5 protein-coding genes are annotated in these 5266 nt (G+C 27.7%); 4 read left to right on the top strand and 1 reads right to left on the bottom strand.

Annotated elements, in window-relative coordinates; all coding sequences use genetic code 11:
• Positions 1-866, bottom strand: an 866-nt coding sequence (locus BN899_RS07150) for an aldose 1-epimerase family protein (RefSeq protein WP_042274156.1), incomplete at its 3' end; no start/stop codon positions are given.
• 135 nt (positions 867-1001) lie between these two features.
• Between BN899_RS07150 and BN899_RS07145 the strand changes: the two genes are divergently transcribed.
• The 4 genes from BN899_RS07145 (at position 1002) to BN899_RS18990 (ending at position 5252) form a co-directional block, all read left to right on the top strand.
• Positions 1002-1286 (top strand): hypothetical protein, encoded by a 285-nt coding sequence (locus tag BN899_RS07145; RefSeq protein WP_042274154.1) that lies wholly within the window; start codon positions 1002-1004, stop codon positions 1284-1286.
• A 271-nt stretch (positions 1287-1557) separates the two neighbouring features.
• Positions 1558-3924 (top strand): bifunctional 2',3'-cyclic-nucleotide 2'-phosphodiesterase/3'-nucleotidase, encoded by a 2367-nt coding sequence (locus BN899_RS07140; RefSeq protein WP_052356717.1) that lies wholly within the window; start codon positions 1558-1560, stop codon positions 3922-3924.
• Positions 3925-4151: 227 nt separating this feature from the next.
• The gene (locus BN899_RS07135) at positions 4152-5021 is read left to right on the top strand and encodes a methionyl aminopeptidase (protein WP_042274153.1); all 870 of its coding nucleotides are present in this window, start codon (positions 4152-4154) and stop codon (positions 5019-5021) included.
• Positions 5022-5075: 54 nt separating this feature from the next.
• The gene (locus tag BN899_RS18990) at positions 5076-5252 is read left to right on the top strand and encodes a hypothetical protein (protein WP_154658887.1); all 177 of its coding nucleotides are present in this window, start codon (positions 5076-5078) and stop codon (positions 5250-5252) included.
• Positions 5253-5266 lie beyond the last annotated feature (14 nt).

The raw sequence follows: 5266 nt of genomic DNA, 5'->3' as shown, positions 1-5266 counted from the left end.
ATAGATATAGAGTATGAAGTTTTAAAAGTTTCTCCTATATTTAATTTGTTTATATAATCTTTATCTTTATAGTGACCATTTGAATTTATATTATCAGCTAGTCCATACCATGGCTCTATACATATAAAAGGTGCAGTAGAGTTATCGTCCTTATAATAAGGTGTCCATATCCCAACTAATGGGAACTCTTTAAAATCTACTTTAATAAAGTTACTACTATTATTAGAATGTATAGAAATTTCATCTATATTAGTATATATTAATGCATCATTTTTAAATAAATCAGGACTTAATTCGATTTTTTCTATACTACCTAAATTAATAGATTTATCAGAGAAAGGTCCATTTAATTCGATTTTAGCTACATTATTTCTATGTTTAAATTCAAGATAATAATCTTCTATAGATTCATTATTATTCATAGGAACATTAAAAGCAGGATGAGCTCCTATTGAAAAATAAATATCTTTGCAATCTGTATTTTTTACAGTCCACTCTATATTTATACTTGATTTCACTAACGTATATTTTATAATTAATTCAAATGAATATGGATAAAGCTTCTTAATATCATCATTAGATTTTAAAATATAAGATATAGAATTATCACTTGTATCTAAAATTTCAAACTCTAAATCTCTAGCAAATCCATGTTGGTTCATAGAATATGTATTACATTCGATAGTTGTTTTATTATCAATAAGTTTTCCTACAATAGGAAATAAAACAGGTGATTGTCTTCCCCAGAATTTACTATCACCAGACCATAAAATATCTTTACTTTGCTTTTTAGAATAAATTCTAGTAAGTTCAGCGCCAGATTTTTTAGATTCGATTATTAAATAATCATTTTGTAATTTGTTCATAAAACTCCCCCTTAAAAGTATATATTTTTATTATATATTAAATGCTTACAACAATATAGCTTATTTTACAAGAATACAAAAGGAAACAAATGTATTTATTTTCCATAGTATGTATAAAAAAAGGAGTTTTTGACAGTGAATAATAATTCAACAAATAATATTTCATTTAATTATAAAAAACAGCCATCTTTAAAATATAGTAGCAGACAGTATAGATCTAAATGTAAGCTTAATCATAATGAATATTGTAATAGCCCTTGCTATAATTGTTATAATCATGGCTTTAACTATTCAAATAAAAATTCTAAAAATAAAACAGCTTCTAAGTGTAATAACAGCCCGTGTGCATGCAAAAAAAGAAGACCTGGTTGCTGTAATATAAATCCATTATGGTGGTTAGTATTTTTATTTTTTATTTAATATAACTAGAGTTATGATATAAAGGTATGTGATTTAAAGTCATGTACCTTTTATATTTTATTTAAGTATAAGGAAATAACTAGAGTACATATAGATTTGTTTAAATTTGAAATTTATAATGATAAAAGTAAAAAAAGTCGTTTTTAAGCGAAAAATACTTTTAATTTAAAATGATTATGATATAATTAATGATAAATATGAGGGAACACGAAATATAATTTAAAAATATTGAATTAAATACGTGTTTAAATATTATTTAAGGGAGAATTATATGATTAAAAAAAATGGACAGAAAATAGCAGCGCTTGCTATCGCAGCAACAATAATTGGTCAAAACGTACAGCCAATACTTGCGATTGAAAATGTAGTTAACCAATTAAGTGAAACACAGCAGACCATTGAAAAAGTAGAAAATAGTAATACTTCTAGTGAGGAAGTTGGAGAAACTTCACAAGAAGAATCTAAGGGTGAAAATGCAGAAGAAGTAGTAACAAATGAAGCTAAACAAGAAGCTTCAGAAGAAGAAACTGATTTAAGTAAAGAAGAAACAAAAGATGCAAAGAAGAAGGCATCAGTAGACTTTTCTATAATGGCTATAAGTGATTTACATGCAAATTTAATGAATTATGATTACTACACAGGAGGAACAACTAACAGCTCTGGTTTAGTAAAAGTTTCAACTCTTATAAATCAATATAAAGATAAAGTAGATAAGAAAAAAGATGATAAAAAAATAGATAATGCTTTAGTAGTAGATAATGGAGATACAATAGAAGGAACTCCTTTAGCAAACTTTTTTGCTAAGAAAAAACCTGTTCAGCCAGGAACTCAATATCCAGTATATAAAGCATTAGAAGAAGTTGGATTTGATGCTACAACTATAGGTAATCACGAACTTAACTATGGTTTAGACTTTATAAAGCAAATAACAAATGATAATAATAGTATGGCTACAGTTTGTGCAAACGTAAATGATGCTAAAACTGGAAAGCCTGTATTTGATCCATATAAAATAGTAGAGGAAAAAGTAATAGATTCAAATGGAGAAGAAAGAACGCTTAAAATAGGTATAACAGGTGTTGTTCCTCCTCAAGTAATGAATTGGGATGCATTACTATTAAAAGGAAAAATAAATGTTAACGATATGACTGAAAGTGTTAAAAAATATGTTCCTCAGATGAAAGCTGAAGGAGCTGATATAGTACTAGTGCTTGCTCATACAGGATATGGAGATGAAAATACTCCTAATGCAAAAAATAAAGAAAATGCTGGATATGATATAGCAAATGTTGAAGGTGTAGATTTAGTAATAGGTGGACATGTTCATAGATCATTTAAAAAAGAAGTTAAAAAAGCAAATGGCGATATAGTTCAATATATACAACCATTAAACAACGGTAGAGAATTAGGGGTAGCTGAACTTAAAATAGATTTAGAAGAGAATAATGGTAAGGTAGAATACAAAATAAACGATGCTGAATCAAAAATAGATACTGTAAGCGTTAAAGATGTGCCTAATGATGAAGTCTTAGTTCAAAAGGTTAAAGAGTACCATGACGCAACAGAGAATTATGTAAATACTCCATCTGGAGAAATAACTAAAGATTTAAATAGTTTCTTTACATTAGTAGCTGATGATGCATCTGTACAAATAGTAACTGATGCTCAAAGAAAGTTTGTTGAAAAAAGCATAAAAGATGGAGAAGAATCTTTAGTTAAATATAAAGATTTACCATTATTATCAGCAGGAGCGCCATTTAAAGCAGGAAGTAGTGCAGGAAACTATGTTGATATAAAAGCAGGAGGACTTGCATTAAAAGATCTTTCTAACTTATACAAATACGATAATACTTTAACTGTTATAAAGTTAAAAGGTAAAGATATAAAAGAATGGTTAGAACTAAGTGTAGTAATGTTTAATACAATAGATACTAATTCTAAAGAAGAACAAGACTTAATAAATAGAGATTTCCCTACTTTTAACTTTGATGTAATAGATGGAGTTAACTATGAAATAGATGTAACTCAAAAACCAAAGTATGATAAAGATGGAAATACAATAAATGCTAATTCACAAAGAATAGTTAACTTAACTTACAACGGAAAACCTATAAACTTAGAGCAAGATTTCTTAATAGCTACTAATAATTATAGAGCTGGTGGAAATGGATTCCCATGGAATGGAAAACAAGAAATAGTATATAGTGGAACTTATGAAAATAGACAAGCAGTAGCTGATTATATAGAAACTGCTGGTAAATTAGAGCCAACAGTAGACAACAATTGGAAGTTTAAATCTGTTGATACAGATGCTAAAGTAATATTTACATCTCATGAAAATGGTGCTAAATATTTAGGAGCCCATCCTCAAATAAAATCAGGAGAAAACATAGGAGACAAATTAGTTAAGTATAGCTATGATTTATCATATGTAGTTCCAGGAACTAATGAGAAACCAGAAGAAAATAAACCAGGAATAAATAAACCTGAAACTAATAAACCAGGTTTAAATAACTCTACAACAAATAATACAGATAATCCTAAAACAGGAGATACTAGTATAATAGGATATGTAGTTTTAGGAGGAGCTGCAGCAGCTGGGTTAGCAGTAACTTCAATTAAGAGAAAAAGAAAATAGTTAATTATAAAATTTAAATAGCTCCTTAAAGTAATAATTTAAATACTATTACTTTGAGGGGTTATTTTTATATAATTAAAAAAAATGGTTACTTATATTAATTTAAAATGGTATAGTAGATTATAACATATAAATTTATTTAAAAATAAATGTTAAAAATATAAATTACAGTATATATTTTATATTTCAATATAACTATACACTTTATATAGTAAGGAGATGCTAAAATGAAATTAAATAGAAACGATGAATGCTGGTGTGGTAGTAATGCAAAATATAAAAAATGCCACATGGAATTTGATGAAAAATTAGAAATATTAAAAGGAAAAGGATACATAGTTCCAAGCCATGATATTATAAAAACGAAAGATCAAATAGAAAAAATAAAAGAAAGTGCAAAAATAAATAATGCAGTATTAGATTTAGTAGCAAAAGAAATAAAAGAAGGGATGACTACTGATGATATTGATAAAATAGTACACGGCTTTACAATATCTCAAGGTGCAATACCAGCACCGCTTGGATATGGAGGATTCCCAAAGAGTTTATGTACATCAATAAACTCTCAAATATGCCATGGTATACCAAGCGAAGATGTAGTTCTTAAAGATGGAGATATAATAAATGTAGATGTATCAACAATATACAATGGATACTATTCAGATGCTTCTAGAATGTTTATGATAGGAAATGTAAGTGAAGAAGCTAAGAGATTAGTTGAAGTAACTAAAGAATGCTTATATAAAGGAATAGAAGCTGTTAAACCTTGGGGACATTTAGGAGCTATAGGAGCAGCTATACAAGAACATGCTGAAAAAAATGGGTACTCAGTAGTAAGAGACTTTGGAGGTCATGGGATAGGGCTACAATTCCATGAAGATCCATTCGTATTTCATGTAGGCAAAAAAGATGAAGGTATGATTTTAGTACCAGGAATGATATTTACTATAGAGCCTATGATAAACCAAGGAGATTATGATCTTTATATAGATGCAGAAAATGAATGGACTGCATATACAGATGATGGTAAATTATCTGCTCAATGGGAGCATATGATATTAGTAACTGAAGATGGCATTGAAATCTTATCTAAATAAAAAATATATACTTGGTTAAAATAATTATAAAATATTATTTCGAGGTGATATATTATGAAGAAAGAAAGTAAATGCGAAGTTAACAACCAGTGGGCAGGAGCTAATACTACATTAACTAGTAAAGCAGGAGTCAAAGAGAAAGATGAAAATAATAATCAATGGACTTCGACTAACAAAAAAGCACCAGAAATGTATCAAGATAATTTTAACAAGGGAAAAAATAATAAATAGATATATAAATAAAA

This window comes from Faecalimicrobium dakarense (genome assembly GCF_000499525.1).
GTDB lineage: Bacteria > Bacillota > Clostridia > Peptostreptococcales > Peptostreptococcaceae > Faecalimicrobium > Faecalimicrobium dakarense.
The sequence above is the reverse complement of the archived record's forward strand: the minus strand, read 5'-3'. Positions and strand labels throughout refer to the sequence as shown.